The 13,990-nt window shown below is 57.7% G+C and carries 8 protein-coding genes; 6 read left to right on the top strand and 2 right to left on the bottom strand.

Annotated features, from left to right (window positions below):
* Positions 1 to 186 precede the first annotated feature (186 nt).
* Both RX972_RS24085 and RX972_RS24080 read left to right on the top strand, forming a co-directional pair.
* Entirely contained in the window at positions 187 to 2,274 is a 2,088-nt protein-coding gene (locus RX972_RS24085; RefSeq protein WP_316879223.1) for a putative bifunctional diguanylate cyclase/phosphodiesterase, read from the top strand.
* Between the two features lie 259 nt (positions 2,275 to 2,533).
* Positions 2,534 to 3,280: an SDR family oxidoreductase gene (locus tag RX972_RS24080; protein ID WP_099268839.1), complete on the top strand. Its 747-nt coding sequence runs from the start codon at positions 2,534 to 2,536 to the stop codon at positions 3,278 to 3,280.
* Between the two features lie 5 nt (positions 3,281 to 3,285).
* Here RX972_RS24080 and mapR read toward each other — a convergent pair whose 3' ends face one another.
* On the bottom strand, positions 3,286 to 4,716 hold the full coding sequence (mapR, locus tag RX972_RS24075) for a GntR family transcriptional regulator MpaR (protein ID WP_316879241.1): 1,431 nt from the start codon (positions 4,714 to 4,716) through the stop codon (positions 3,286 to 3,288).
* Between the two features lie 353 nt (positions 4,717 to 5,069).
* Here mapR and RX972_RS24070 point away from each other — a divergent pair, with 353 nt between their 5' ends.
* A complete protein-coding gene (locus tag RX972_RS24070) occupies positions 5,070 to 5,600 on the top strand; it encodes an MgtC/SapB family protein (RefSeq protein ID WP_099268840.1) in 531 nt (176 codons plus the stop codon).
* A 9-nt stretch (positions 5,601 to 5,609) separates the two neighbouring features.
* Here the strand turns inward: RX972_RS24070 and RX972_RS24065 are convergent, their stop codons facing one another.
* A complete protein-coding gene (locus RX972_RS24065) occupies positions 5,610 to 5,786 on the bottom strand; it encodes a hypothetical protein (RefSeq protein WP_164581897.1) in 177 nt (58 codons plus the stop codon).
* 346 nt (positions 5,787 to 6,132) lie between these two features.
* Between RX972_RS24065 and RX972_RS24060 the strand changes: the two genes are divergently transcribed.
* The 3 genes from RX972_RS24060 to glgB are packed head-to-tail and all read left to right on the top strand — an operon-like array spanning position 6,133 to position 13,727.
* Positions 6,133 to 8,160, top strand: coding sequence for an alpha-1,4-glucan--maltose-1-phosphate maltosyltransferase (locus RX972_RS24060; protein ID WP_122704747.1), 2,028 nt, complete (start codon positions 6,133 to 6,135; stop codon positions 8,158 to 8,160).
* Positions 8,161 to 8,172: 12 nt separating this feature from the next.
* Positions 8,173 to 11,496 carry a maltose alpha-D-glucosyltransferase gene (treS, locus tag RX972_RS24055; protein WP_027897992.1) on the top strand — a complete coding sequence of 1,108 codons (3,324 nt, stop codon included), beginning with the start codon at positions 8,173 to 8,175 and terminating at the stop codon, positions 11,494 to 11,496.
* Complete coding sequence (glgB, locus tag RX972_RS24050) at positions 11,496 to 13,727, top strand: 1,4-alpha-glucan branching protein GlgB (protein ID WP_263271969.1); 2,232 nt, start codon at positions 11,496 to 11,498, stop codon at positions 13,725 to 13,727. Before treS ends, glgB begins: the two co-directional genes overlap by 1 nt.
* Positions 13,728 to 13,990: the final 263 nt, after the last annotated feature.

Raw genomic sequence — 13,990 nt, 5'->3', positions numbered from 1 at the left:
GCAAGCCCGGCTCCCACAAGGGATATGCGCCACTCGTTCCAACAATAAATCCGTTACTTTAAAACACCAGCTGATGGCTATGCGCCATATTTTCGACGAGTGACCGCCACAACCCATTGAACAAACGGTAGAATCGGGTTTTTGACTGGGCATGGATACGCTCATTTATCCAGGTCGCGGTCATCCATGCTGATTGGCAGTTACACCTCGTCGTTGGTTCTGGTTTCAGTTTTCGTCGCTATCCTCGCTTCCTACACCGCACTTGATCTTGCCGGGCGTATCGCGTCTGCGAAAGGCCGGGCCGCTGCCTTCTGGATGTTCGGCGGTGCCTGTTCCATGGGCGTTGGTATCTGGTCCATGCACTTTATTGGCATGCTCGCCTTTGACCTGCCGATAGAGCTGGCCTTCGATCTCCCCATCACGTCTCTTTCCCTGCTGATTGCGGTCCTGTCTTCAGGATTTGCCCTGTGGTTGGTCAGCCAGCCGCAGCTGCCTCTGTCAGTGCTGGCCCTGGGGGCTTTGTTCATGGGCGCAGGCATCAGTGCCATGCACTACACCGGCATGGCCTCGCTTCGTATGTATCCCGGAATCACCTACGACCCCGCCATGGTGCTGGCCTCACTGGCTATTGCCGTTGCCGCTTCGGCCGCTGCACTCTGGATTGCCTTTCGCTTGCGCCGACAGACGCCCCATGTACGCCTGGCCCGTGGTGCAGCGGCGGTGGTGATGGGTATGGCCATTGTCGGCATGCATTACACCGGCATGGCGGCGGCAGGATTTTCCGAGGACAGCTACTGCGGCGCACTCGCTGACGGCATTCACTACAACGGCCTGTTCTCGCTGGTATTGGTGGGAAGTCTCGCGGTGCTGACCTTCACCTTGCTGACGTCGATACTGGATGCAAGGCTTGAGGCAAGGACTGCCGAGCTGTCGCAGTCCCTGATCCAGGTCAACCGTGAGCTGCAGCATCTGGCACTGCATGACACATTGACGGGGTTGCCGAATCGGGTGTTGCTGGCGGAGCGGATTGAAGAGGCCATGCAGCGCGTTGACGCGAAAGGCGGTGGTTTCGCCCTGATGTTCATGGATCTGGATGGCTTCAAACCCGTCAACGACGCCTTTGGTCATCATGTTGGCGATCAACTGCTGCGGGATGTGGGTTTGCGTTTGCGGGCCAACCTGCATCGTCGGGATACTCTGGCGCGGATCGGTGGCGATGAGTTCGTGCTGCTGGTGGATGTGGAGGATATTCATGATGCGCCCTGTATCGCTGCACGTCAGGTCGATGTGATCGCACAGCCGTTTCATATTGCCGATCAACTGTTGCAGATATCCGTCAGCATTGGCATCGCGCTTTATCCAGGGTGCGGACAGACTCAGGAAGAGCTACTGATGAACGCCGATGCCGCGATGTACCACGCCAAGGCAGCGGGTAAAAATGGCTACAGCTTCTTTGATCCGAGTATGAATACCAACGCGCGCAATCAGTTGGAGCTGTTGCAGGAACTGCGTGTTGCGATCAAGTACAAGCATTTCAGTCTTTACTATCAACCCAAATTCGATGCTGTCAGCGGTGAACCGGTGGGGGCCGAAGCGCTGTTGCGCTGGAATCACCCGCAAAAGGGGCTGCTGTTGCCCGATGCCTTCATGGGCCTGGCCGAAAAGACCGGGCTGATTGTCAGTATCGGTGAATGGGTACTGGACGAAGCCTGTCGCCAGATGCGTATCTGGGCGGACATGGGTTATGGCCACTGGCGTGTCGCGGTGAATCTTTCGACGCTTCAGTTCTGTCATTCCAGCCTTGTGGAAACCGTTGCCAAAGCGCTCGAACTGCACCGCTTGCCGGCCAATAACCTGACCCTGGAAATCACCGAAACCACGGCCATGAGCGACACTGAGGCGAGCATCAGCGTATTGCAAAAGTTATCGGAAATGGGCGTCGACCTGTCCATTGACGATTTCGGCACGGGCTATTCGAGCCTGATGTACCTCAAGCGACTGCCTGCCAATGAACTCAAGATTGATCGCGGATTCGTTCGTGATCTTGAGCATGACAGTGACGATGCAGCGATCATCTCGGCCATCGTCGCAGTAGGGCAGGCGCTGAATCTGCGGATCGTTGCCGAAGGGATCGAGACGGACCGTCAGCAGAGTTTCCTGACGCGTCTGGGCTGTGATGCACTGCAGGGTTATCTGCTAGGCCATCCACAACCTGCCGAACGCTTCATGGCTGACATCCATGCGGCAAGAGGCGCTACCGTTCTGGCAGGCTGACTGGTAGTCTTCGAGCAATTTCTGACACCTCGCTGTCGCTAAGTAAACACGGACCCTGTAGGAGTGAGCTTGCTCGCGATTCGATTTCATGGTTAACGAATTTATCGCTTTAACTGACGCCATCGCGAGCAAGCTCACTCCTACAGGCCAATGGCTGCCTCAATGCAGCGCCGTGTCAGCTCTCACGGCAAATGCATTTCAATTCAGAGTACTGAGTTTCGTTTGATCAGCGTCATGCGTACCTCTACAGGAGACATTTATGGATAAAGTTCTCATCATCACCGGTGGCTCACGAGGTATCGGTGCCGCCACTGCTTTACTTGCCGCAGCACAAGGCTATCGAATCTGCATCAACTACCACTCCGATCATCAGGCCGCCGAAACGACCTGTGAGAAGGTCCGGGCCATGGGCGCTTCGGTGATGGCCGTTCAGGCTGACGTCAGCAATGAAGATGAAATCATTCGCCTGTTCGCCCGGGTCGATGCCGAGTTCGGGCCTGTGACCCATCTGGTCAACAACGCTGCAACAGTGGCCCATGCCTCTCGTGTCGAAGAACTGACCGAATTCCGTTTGCTGAAAATGATGATGACCAATGTGGTCGGTCCGATCCTGTGCAGCAAACACGCGCTGCTGCGCATGTCCCCGCGGCATGGCGGTAAAGGCGGCAGCATCGTCAATGTCTCCTCGGTCGCGTCGCGTCTTGGCTCCCCCGGTGAATACGTCGACTATGCAGCCTCCAAGGGCGCGCTCGACACCTTCACCACGGGCCTGGCTCGTGAAGTGGCAGGCGAGGGCATTCGCGTCAACGCCGTTCGACCGGGTTATATTTTCACTGACTTCCACGCCCTGAGCGGTGATCCCTACCGCGTCAGCAAACTGGAGTCCGGGATTCCCATGGGCCGTGGCGGCGTCGCCGAAGAAGTTGCTGAAGCCATCGTCTGGCTGCTGTCGGAAAAAGCTTCGTATGCAACCGGCACATTCATCGATCTGGGCGGCGGTCGCTGATCCGTTCAGTCCGCAAGCAGTGAGTGAATGATCCGTCCCAGGGTCTGCATGGCCTTATCCGACGCGTCGTTCCAGGCACCACCGTAGTTCATGCGAATACAGTGACGAAAACGTCGGGTCGGAGAAAAGATCGGGCCCGGCGCGATGCTGATTCCCTGGGCCAGCGCTGTCTTGAATACCTGCAACGAATCGACTTGCTCTGGCAATTCCAGCCACAGGAAGTAGCCGCCCTCTGGCCGACTGACTCTGGTCTGCGCCGGAAAGTAGCGTGCAATGGCACCCAGCATTGCCCGTTGCTGATCCTCAAGGGCGTAGCGCAATTTGCGCAAATGCCGGTCGTAACCGCCGTGCTGCAAGTAGTCCGCAATTGCCGCCTGGGCGGGCATCGATGCGCAGAGCGATGTCATCAGCTTCAGGCGTTCGATTTTCTGCGCATAGCGCCCGGCAGCCACCCAACCGATCCGGTAGCCGGGCGCCAGGCTTTTGGCGAACGAACCGCAGTGCAACACCAGACCTTCCGTATCAAACGCTTTGGCAGGTCTGGGCGCGTGAGGACCGTAATACAGTTCCGCATAGACATCGTCTTCAATCAGCGGCACCTGATGTTCGCGCAACAGCTCTACCAACGCTTGTTTACGGGCTTGAGGTACCAGCGCGCCGGTGGGGTTCTGAAAGCTGGTCATGCACCAGCAGGCCTTGATGGGATGTCGTTGCAGTGTCTGCGCGAGTATGTCCAGATCGATGCCGTCCCGAGGATGGACCGGAATTTCCACCGCCTTGAGTTTAAGTCGCTCCAGCACCTGCAGACAGGCGTAAAAAGCCGGAGCTTCGATGGCAACCAGATCACCCGGCTCAGTGACGGCCTGCAGGCAAAGGTTTAGCGCTTCCAGTGCGCCGTTGGTGATCAGCAGTTCTTCCATGGGCAGTGTCAGCCCACCAATCCTGTAACGCAGGGCAATCTGCTGCCGCAGTTGTGGATGGCCCGGAGAGATGTCGGTGACCACCATCCGCGGGTCCATGTCCCGGCTGGCGCTGGCCAGTGATCGCGACAAGCGCTGCATGGGAAACAGCATCGGGCTGGGGAACGCTGAGCCAAAAGGCACTGTGTCCGGGTCTTTGATAGAGCTGAGCACCGAGAAGACCAGTTCGCTGACATCTACTTCAGTGGACTCGCCCACTTGAGCGTCCTTCAGCGGCTCATTGAAGCTGTGGCCGGGCTGATCCAGCGCCTTTGGGTTGACGAAATAACCGGAGCGGGGCCGGGCACTGATCAACCCGCGGCGCTCCAGCAGGTAATAGGCCTGGAACACGGTTGACGGGCTGATGCCGTGGGTCTGGCTCGCATAGCGTACCGACGGCACTCGCTGCCCGGGGGCCAGAACGCCAGTCCGGATCAGCTCGGCGATAGTATCGGCATACTTCTCGTAGCGCTTCATGGCGTCTCGCGGGCTCTGTTCGATCATGTCGGACGCTCATATCTACGGCTTGGCGGATAGCCATAGGGTGAGCGGCGGATGGAATGGAGAACAGCGTCAGCTTAACGATAAAAAACCGGATCAGATAGCGGGTGACTGCTGCACTCTTGCAGAGTGCTGCTGTCCATTTCTGCACTTGAACCCTATTGCGACGAACGTGCAGCAGCGCGCCGACATTTGCGCCTGAAGCATGACATGCCCTTCTCCAGGAGCTGCCGAAGGCTGCGAAGCAATTATCCTGATACACCGCATCGCAGCCTTCGGCAGCTCCTACAGATTCGATATTTGTCCGCTACACATTCCAAGGAGCAACAATGACCGCATGGTGGCAAGAAGTCTGGGTAACGCTGCAATCCGAATTCTCCGATATCACTGATGCCTCACAGTTGACCCGGATCACGGTTCGCCTCACGCTCGCGGCCTTGCTGGGCGGGATTCTGGGGTTTGAACGGGAACACAAGGGCAAAGCTGCCGGGGTACGTACGCACATGCTGGTGGCCATGGGGGCGGCTTTATTTGTCCTGGCTCCGCACATGGCGGGTGCTGATGACGCCGCGCTTAGCCGGGTCATTCAAGGCATCGTCGCGGGGATTGGCTTTCTGGGTGCCGGAACGATCCTAAAGGACCGCGCGCAACATACTGATCAGGTCAAGGGCCTGACCACGTCGGCAGGGTTGTGGATGACCGCCGCGATCGGAATCGCGGCGGGGATGGGGCGTGAGGCTACAGCGGTATTAAGTACCATTCTCGCTTTAGGAATCCTGAACCTTATGCCCATTGTCGTCGGCAAGATTGACCCGGCAGAAGACAATCCAGACAAAAAGGACGGTTCGGAAAAACCCTGATAAGCAAATCTATTCAGGGAAGTCCTCACCCAACACAGCCGGTGGTTCGTTCGGTGGCGGGTCACCTATAGGGCCTGGCGTCACCTCGGGTGGGGTCGAGGGCGGCTCCTGATCGGGTGGCGGCTCAGGCAAGGCTGGATCATCAATCATCGGATCGGGGGTTTCAGCTGGGACAGGAATGCTCATTGGCGTCACCTCTACGTTTGGAAATGCACAGGGGCAAATGCGTCTTCAATATGACATTTTCCGGACACGTCTGTTTGGACCGCAGGTATTCACGGATGGCTCAAGCGATTAACAGGCGCGGCCCGGATCTGCGTCTAAGCTGACACACGGCATGTGTGCATCGACTGCAAACCTCTTTGAACTTTTCCCGTCCAGGACCGCTCGGAAACCAGTAGGCCGGATTCAGTCAGTTGACTGTGGCCGCTCAAAAATTCTTGCTCAGGTAGCCAGCGGTAAGGCGGCCTGACCATCGTCAATGCATGGATTGCACAGGAGCGTCCCCGTGGGGCGTGAGGAGTGATGCTCGATGAATGTGACCGCTGATCAGCCGTATGGCCCGGATTCCCTGGCCCGTGATGTTTCTAACCCGACTCGACCTCTACCTTTGACCCAAGCCCTTCAGCTGCCGCGGATCGTGATTGAAGACACGACTCCGGTGATTGAGGGCGGGTTGTTTGCTGTCAAAGGCATTATTGGTCAACCCGTGACAGTGACCAGCAAAGTGTATGCAGACGGCCACGACAAAATGGCCGTACATATCCGTTGGCGTTCTGTCACCGAGGACACCTGGCACAGCGCGCCCATGCAGGAACTGGGCAATGACAGCTGGACCGGTGAATTCACGCCGACCAGCGTCAGCCGGTACATTTTCCGTCTCGAAGCGTGGATCGATCAGTTCGCCAGTTATCGCTATGAACTTGAGAAGAAATTCGGCGCAGGCGTTTCCATCGAGCTGGAATTGACTGAAGGCCGGATTCACCTTGAGCACGCCGCAGAGCGCAGTTCCGGCGAGCTCAAAGAGCAGATTCTTAGCGTTTTGGGCGAGCTTGAAAAAGCTGAACCCGAAGCCCGTGTGGCGCTGCTGTTGAACAGCGAAACGTCGGCGCTGATGAGTCAGGCTGACAACCATGCATTCCTCAGTCGCAGCATTGAGTTCCCGCTGGATGTGGAGCGTGAGTTGGCGCAATTTGCCAGTTGGTACGAGCTATTCCCGCGTTCGATTACTGATGATCCCGAACGCCACGGCACCTTTAATGATGTGCACAGCCGGTTGCCGACAATTCGGGACATGGGCTTTGATGTGCTGTATTTCCCGCCGATTCATCCCATCGGTCGTTCCCATCGTAAAGGTCCTAACAACTCCCTGACGGCTGGTCCGGATGATCCCGGCAGTCCGTATGCCATCGGCAGTGAAGACGGCGGCCATGACGCGATACACCCACAACTGGGCAGCCGCGAGGATTTCCGCAATCTGGTGGCTGCTGCGGCCGAGCACGGTCTGGAAATCGCCCTTGATTTCGCCATTCAGTGCTCTCAGGACCACCCGTGGCTCAAGCAGCATCCGGGCTGGTTCACCTGGCGTCCGGACGGCACTATCCGCTACGCGGAGAATCCGCCGAAGAAGTACCAGGACATCGTTAACGTCGATTTCTATGCGCCTGATGCGATTCCGAGCCTGTGGCTGGAATTGCGCGATGTCGTGTTGGGCTGGGTCGAGGAGGGTGTGAAAATCTTCCGTGTCGACAATCCCCATACCAAGCCTTTGCCATTCTGGCAGTGGATGATTGATGACGTCCGCAGCCAGCATCCGGATGTGATGTTCCTTGCGGAAGCCTTCACCAAGCCAGCGATGATGGCTCGGTTGGGCAAGGTCGGTTATTCCCAGAGCTACACTTATTTCACCTGGCGCAACACCAAGGCCGAGCTGTCGGAGTACTTCACCGAGCTTAACCAGGCCCCTTGGCGTGATTGCTACCGGCCGAATTTCTTCGTCAACACCCCCGATATCAATCCGCACTTTTTGCACGAGTCCGGGCGTGCCGGATTCCTCATCCGCGCTGCGTTGGCAACCATGGGTTCGGGTCTGTGGGGCATGTATTCCGGCTTCGAATTGTGTGAGTCGGCGCCAGTACCGGGCAAGGAAGAGTATCTGGATTCCGAGAAGTACCAGTTGCGCCCTCGGGATTACACCGCGCCGGGCAATATCATTGCCGAGATCGCGCAGCTCAATCGCATTCGCCGTCAGAACCCGGCATTGCAAAGCCATCTGGGCCTGAAGCTGTACACGGCCTGGAATGACAATATTCTGTACTTCGGCAAACGCAGTGCTGACGGCAGCAACTTTGTGCTGGTTGCCGTCAATCTTGATCCATTCAATGCGCAGGAAGCGCATTTCGAATTACCCCTGTGGGAAATGGGTTTACCCGATGATGCGGCCACTTCCGGTGAGGACTTGATGACCGGACACCGCTGGACCTGGTATGGAAAGACCCAGTTCATGCGTCTCGATCCTTCGTACCAGCCTTTCGGCATCTGGCGTATCCAGTCCAATTAACAGGGAATGACCATGGCAAAGAAACCCAAGAGCGCGGCCTTTATCAAGGACCCGCTCTGGTACAAAGATGCAGTGATCTATCAGGTCCATGTGAAGTCGTTTTACGATTCCAACAACGACGGCATCGGTGACTTTCCAGGGCTTATTTCCAAGCTGGATTACATCGCCGAACTGGGCGTTAATACTATCTGGTTGCTGCCGTTCTACCCGTCTCCACGGCGTGATGATGGTTACGACATTGCCGAATACAAAGGGGTGCACAGTGATTACGGCACCATGGCTGACGCGAAGAAATTCATCGCCGAGGCGCATAAACGCGGCTTGCGGGTAATCACCGAACTGGTAATCAACCACACCTCGGATCAGCACCCGTGGTTTCAGAAGGCGCGAAAGGCCAAGAAGGGTTCCAAGGCACGTGACTTCTATGTCTGGTCTGATACGGACGACAAGTACGACGGCACGCGGATCATTTTTCTCGATACCGAGAAGTCCAACTGGACCTGGGATCCGGTCGCTGAGCAGTATTTCTGGCACCGTTTCTATTCCCACCAGCCGGATTTGAACTTCGATAACCCGCAGGTTATGGAAGCAGTGCTGGACGTGATGCGTTATTGGCTGGATATGGGTATTGATGGCCTGCGTCTGGATGCTATTCCGTACCTGATTGAGCGCGATGGCACCAACAACGAAAATCTGCCTGAAACCCACACGGTGCTTAAGCAGATTCGTGCCGAGATCGACGCCAACTATCCGGATCGTATGCTCCTGGCAGAGGCCAACCAGTGGCCGGAAGACACCCAGCTGTATTTTGGCGACACCAAGGGTGACAACGGCGACGAATGTCATATGGCGTTTCACTTCCCGTTGATGCCGCGCATGTACATGGCGCTGGCTCAGGAAGACCGCTTTCCGATCACCGATATCCTGCGCCAGACCCCGGAAATTCCGGCCAACTGCCAGTGGGCGATCTTCCTGCGTAACCACGATGAATTGACCCTGGAAATGGTCACCGATCGTGAGCGTGATTACCTGTGGAATTACTACGCTGCTGACCGTCGCGCCCGGATCAATCTGGGCATTCGTCGTCGTCTTGCACCGCTGATGCAGCGCGATCGCCGCCGCGTTGAACTGCTCAATAGCATGCTGCTGTCGATGCCAGGTACGCCGACGTTGTACTACGGCGACGAGATTGGCATGGGCGACAACATCTACCTCGGTGACCGGGACGGGGTGCGCACGCCGATGCAGTGGACCATCGACCGCAATGGCGGCTTCTCGCGCGCCGATCCGGCGAGCCTGGTGCTGCCACCGATCATGGACCCGCTGTACGGCTTTCAGTCGGTCAACGTCGAGACCCAGAACAGTGATCCGCATTCGCTGCTGAACTGGAACCGGCGCATGTTGGCAGTGCGCAAACAGCAGAAGGCGTTCGGGCGCGGCGTGCTGAAAATGCTGTCGCCGAGTAACCGACGCATCCTGGCTTATACCCGTGAGTACACCGGAGCGGACGGCAAGACCGAGATCATTCTGTGCGTCGCCAACATGTCCAGCGCGTCCCAGGCGGCCGAGCTGGAGCTCTCTGCCTACGCGGGCACGGTGCCCGTGGAAATGCTCGGCGGCAGTGCCTTTCCGCCTATTGGTCAATTGAATTATCTGTTGACGTTGCCGCCTTACGGCTTCTATTGGTTCTTGCTGGCCGCAGAAAACCAGATGCCTTCCTGGCATGTGGAGCCTGCGCAAAGCATCCCGGATTTCCCCACTATGGTCCTGAAAAAACGCCTCGAAGAATTGCTCGACGAACCTTTGCGCACGGTGATGGAACAGAATTCACTGGCGCAGTACCTGCCCAAGCGTCGCTGGTTTGCGGCCAAGGACAAAGCCATCGACAAAGTACACATCGCTTATGCGGTGCGTTTTGGCGACGCCGCGCATCCGGTGTTATTGAGCGAAATCGAAGTCACCGCGGGCGACCATCACGCACGTTACCAGTTGCCGTTTGGCATGCTGGCTGAAGACGATATCAGCAGCGCCTTGCCTCAGCAGTTGGCTCTGGCTCGCGTGCGTCGAGGTCGTCAGGTGGGTTTGGTCACCGATGCATTCACACTGGAAACCTTTATTCGTGCGGTGGTACACGGCATGCAAGTGCAGACCGTGCTGCCTAGCAGTGAAGGGGAGTTGCGTTTCGAGCACACCTCTCAACTGCAGCCGCTGGGTCTTGGCAGTGAATCTGAAGTTCGCTACCTGTCGGCCGAGCAGTCCAACAGTTCCGTGGTCGTCGGCAGCAGCCTGGTGCTGAAGATGATTCGCCGGGTCAACCCGGGCATCCATCCGGAGCTGGAGATGGGCGCTTATCTGACCAACGCCGGTTACAAATACATCTCGCCATTGCTGGGCTCCGTGGTGCGCGTCGGCAACGATGGTCAGCATCACTTGCTGATGATTGCACAGGGTTATCTGAGCAACCAGGGCGATGCGTGGGAATGGACGCAGAACAATCTGGAACGGGCTGTTCGCGATGAGATGTCCCACGGTATTTCCGGCCAGGAGCAGCACTACAACGCGCTGCTGGAACTGGAGGATTTCGCGGGCAATCTCGGCAAGCGTCTGGGTGAGATGCACCAGGTTTTGGCGGCGTCCACCGACAACCCGGACTTTGCTGTGGAAGTCACCAGTGTCAAAGACAGCCAGGCTTCCGGTAAAAGCGTCACTGCTCAAATGGAACACGCGCTGAAGTTGCTGGAGCAGAACAAAGCGGCGCTGGAGCCGGTGGATCAGCAACTGGTCAGTGATTTGCTGGCCAACCGCAAGAAGGTGCTGGCCCACGTGCAAGCGTTGGCCAAGCGTTCGGTGGGTGGTCTGCGCATCAGGGTTCACGGTGATCTGCACCTCGGGCAAGTATTGGTGGTCAAAGGCGACGCTTACCTGATCGATTTCGAAGGTGAGCCGGCGCGATCTGTTGAGGAGCGACGTGCCAAATACAGTCCGTTCAAGGATGTCAGCGGCGTGCTGCGTTCCTTTGATTACGCGGCGGCCATGGCCGTACGCAGCGCACAAAGCGTCGACACGTCGCCGGAGGCCGCTGAGGCGCGCCGCCGTGTGGCTGAAACTTATTTGAACCAGGCCCGTGCTGCCTTCATCGAAGGTTATGGTTCGGCCACTGCCGGACTGGCCCATGCCTGGAAAGACGCCAAGGGTGAAAAAGCAGCGCTTGAGTTGTTCACTCTGGAAAAAACCGCTTATGAAGTAGTCTACGAAGCTGAAAACCGCCCGACCTGGTTGTCCGTGCCGTTGCAAGGTTTGCGTGGTCTGCTCAATCTGTCTGATGGAGAGTCTTGATGAATGCGCCTGACAAAACTGGTGCGGGTCTGCAACTGATGCCCGCTGCCGTAGACATGGATGCATTGATCCGTGCCGAACACCGTGATCCGTTCTCGATCCTGGGCCCACATGGCGATGGTGCCAACGGGCAGATTATCCGGGCTTATCTGCCCGCAGCGTTGAGCGTGACAGTGCTTGCCCGTGAAGGCGGGCATGAGCTGGGCGCGCTGGAAATGAGCGAGGTGCCGGGCTTTTTTGTCGGGCGCTTTCCTGACGTCCAGCCCTACCTGTTGAAGATCAACTGGGCGGGCGGTGAGCAGATCACTGAAGACCCTTACAGCTTTGGCCCGCTGCTGGGCGAGATGGACTTGTACCTGTTTGCCGAGGGTAATCACCGCGATCTGAGCAGTTGCCTGGGCGCGCAAGTGACCACGGTCGAAGGCGTTCAAGGGGTGCGCTTTTCGGTTTGGGCACCTAACGCCAGACGCGTCTCGGTGGTCGGCAGCTTCAACAATTGGGACGGTCGCCGTCACCCAATGCGCTTGCGCCATCCTACCGGCGTCTGGGAAGTGTTCGTTCCCCGACTGCAACCGGGTGAGCTGTACAAGTTCGAGATTCTGGGCGCTCACGGGATTCTGCCACTCAAGTCTGACCCAATGGCGTTGGCAACCACTCTGCCACCGGATACCGCGTCCAAAGTGTCGGCACCGCTGCACTTTGAATGGCACGACAACGACTGGCTGCAATCCCGTGGCGACCGTCACGGTGCTAACGCGCCGTTGTCGATCTACGAGCTGCACGCCGGTTCTTGGCAGATGGAGCAGAACGACGAAGGCCAATGGCGTCAGTACAACTGGCGTGAGCTGGCAGATCGCCTGATTCCGTATGTGAAGGAGCTGGGCTTCACGCATATCGAATTGATGCCGATCATGGAGCATCCGTTCGGTGGTTCGTGGGGCTATCAACTGCTGGCGCAATTTGCCCCGACGTCGCGCTACGGTTCGCCCGAAGATTTCGCTGCGTTCGTCGATGCCTGTCACCAGGCCGAGATCGGTGTGATCCTGGACTGGGTGCCTGCACACTTTCCTACCGACACCCACGGTCTGGCGCAATTTGACGGCACGGCACTGTATGAGTACGCCAACCCGCAGGAAGGCTTCCATCAGGACTGGGACACCCTGATCTACAACCTGGGCCGCACTGAAGTGCACGGCTTCATGCTGGCGTCCGCACTGCACTGGCTCAAGCATTACCACATCGATGGTCTACGCGTGGATGCTGTGGCCTCGATGCTGTATCGCGATTATTCGCGTAAAGCCGGGGAGTGGGTGCCTAACCGTTTCGGCGGTCGCGAAAACCTGGAAGCCATTGATTTCCTGCGCCACCTCAATGACGTGGTCGCGCTGGAAGCACCGGGTACGCTGGTCATTGCCGAAGAATCCACCGCATGGCCAGGTGTCAGTCAGAGCACCCAACAGGGCGGTCTTGGCTTTGCCTACAAGTGGAACATGGGCTGGATGCACGACACGCTGCATTACATCCAGCAGGACCCGATCCATCGCGCCCATCACCACGGCGAGCTGAGTTTCGGTCTGATGTACGCCTGGTCGGAGAAATTCATCCTGCCGATTTCCCACGATGAAGTGGTGCACGGCAAGCATTCCCTGATCGACAAAATGCCCGGTGATCGCTGGCAGAAATTCGCCAACCTGCGCGCCTACCTGACGTTCATGTGGACCCATCCGGGCAAGAAACTGTTGTTCATGGGCTGCGAGTTCGGTCAGTGGCGCGAATGGAACCACGACGAACAGCTGGACTGGTACTTGCTGCAGTACGCCGAGCACATTGGCGTGAAAAAGCTGGTGAGCGATCTCAACCGTGTGTACCGCCAAGAGAAGGCGCTGCACGAGCGTGATACCGAGCCAATGGGCTTTCAGTGGTTGATCGGCGATGACGCTGCCAATAGCGTGTTTGCGTACATGCGCTGGAGCAAGGAGGGCGAGCCGCTGCTGGTGGTAGCCAACCTGACACCGGTACCGCGTGAGGGCTATCGCGTGGGCGTGCCGTTCGGCGGCAACTGGACTGAGCTGCTCAATAGCGATGCTGAAATGTATGCAGGTTCGAACCTGGGTAATGGCGGCGGCGTGCACACGGACGAGGTCAAGAGCCATGGCCAGCCAGTGTCACTTTCGCTGAATCTTCCGCCGTTGGCGGTGTTGATTCTCAAGCCTAAGGCGAGTGAGGGGTAATCGCATAATCTGAAAGACCGCGCTGCCCTTATCATCGGCATGCCTCCCAGACCAAGCCCAGCTTTCACAGGAGATCCAGCCCTGTGGGAGCCGGGCTTGCCCGCGATGCAGACGCTGCGGTGTTGCAGGTGAACCTAGTTGCCCATATCGCGGGCAAGCCCAGCTCCCACAGAGTTATTTGCTGGATGCGCGATAGCATCCTCTGACGTAAGCGTCGCGGGCCAACACTGCTTCGACAGGAGATCGCTTATTCCTGTGGGAGC

The sequence above is a fragment of the Pseudomonas syringae group sp. J309-1 genome (assembly GCF_032582135.1).
GTDB lineage: Bacteria > Pseudomonadota > Gammaproteobacteria > Pseudomonadales > Pseudomonadaceae > Aquipseudomonas > Aquipseudomonas quasicaspiana.
The sequence above is the reverse complement of the archived record's forward strand: the minus strand, read 5'-3'. Positions and strand labels throughout refer to the sequence as shown.

Bases quoted from the DNA above. Each gene is read 5' to 3' on its own strand.
- RX972_RS24085 (WP_316879223.1), top strand. From the start codon at position 187: ATGCTGATTGGCAGTTACACCTCGTCGTTGGTTCTGGTTTCAGTTTTC.
- RX972_RS24080 (WP_099268839.1), top strand. From the start codon at position 2,534: ATGGATAAAGTTCTCATCATCACCGGTGGCTCACGAGGTATCGGTGCC.
- mapR (WP_316879241.1), bottom strand. From the start codon at position 4,716: ATGAAGCGCTACGAGAAGTATGCCGATACTATCGCCGAGCTGATCCGG.
- RX972_RS24070 (WP_099268840.1), top strand. From the start codon at position 5,070: ATGACCGCATGGTGGCAAGAAGTCTGGGTAACGCTGCAATCCGAATTC.
- RX972_RS24065 (WP_164581897.1), bottom strand. From the start codon at position 5,786: ATGAGCATTCCTGTCCCAGCTGAAACCCCCGATCCGATGATTGATGAT.
- RX972_RS24060 (WP_122704747.1), top strand. From the start codon at position 6,133: ATGAATGTGACCGCTGATCAGCCGTATGGCCCGGATTCCCTGGCCCGT.
- treS (WP_027897992.1), top strand. From the start codon at position 8,173: ATGGCAAAGAAACCCAAGAGCGCGGCCTTTATCAAGGACCCGCTCTGG.
- glgB (WP_263271969.1), top strand. From the start codon at position 11,496: ATGAATGCGCCTGACAAAACTGGTGCGGGTCTGCAACTGATGCCCGCT.